The organism is Hoylesella timonensis S9-PR14, assembly GCF_000762405.1.
Lineage (GTDB): Bacteria > Bacteroidota > Bacteroidia > Bacteroidales > Bacteroidaceae > Prevotella > Prevotella timonensis_A.
The window spans coordinates 1-561 of record NZ_JRPQ01000253.1; the positions used below are offsets into that span (position 1 = coordinate 1).

General features: G+C 41.7%; 1 pseudogene. It reads right to left on the reverse strand.

The features are described 5' to 3' along the window. Positions 1–561: pseudogene (locus tag HMPREF9304_RS14785) on the reverse strand (hypothetical protein); the annotation flags it as partial.

Sequence of the window (561 nt, forward strand, 5' to 3'; positions counted from 1 at the left end):
TCTCGACCACGCATAAACCTGCTACCTAAACTCATAAAGATAGAATTGTTTATTCCTTCCTTCAGAATGTATTCCATGGAGGACTTGGGCATGTCTGTCCGAGCCAAATGTTCTTTGAGCAACTCCATGAAGCGTAACTGACCATAGTGAATAGCTGGGTCTATAAATTTCTGACCTTCGGTTTTCCCCAATTGTTCAGCAACGTGAAGATAGCCTTTTGTTCCCAACTTGGCAATCAGGGATTCCCTGTATCTATCAATTAAGTTTCCCCAATCATTCTGGAAATTCTTGCCGGAAACAATCTTCTTAACGACATCGTTTATAAAAGCATCGAGATTCTTTTTACTCCACTTACCTTCCGATGCAGCTCTCACATTTGCAGTTTGTACACGTATCATGCCCTGAAAAACGGAGCCTGCACCAATGATGGCTGGTGTCTGATTGTAAGCCTTATGGAACTCTTCGTTCTGCTTACGATGATAATATCTGTAATCCTTGGTGATGATGGGAGCGCAATATTTACTGAAGTATTGATTGAAGCAATACTCCAGCTCTCCGAAA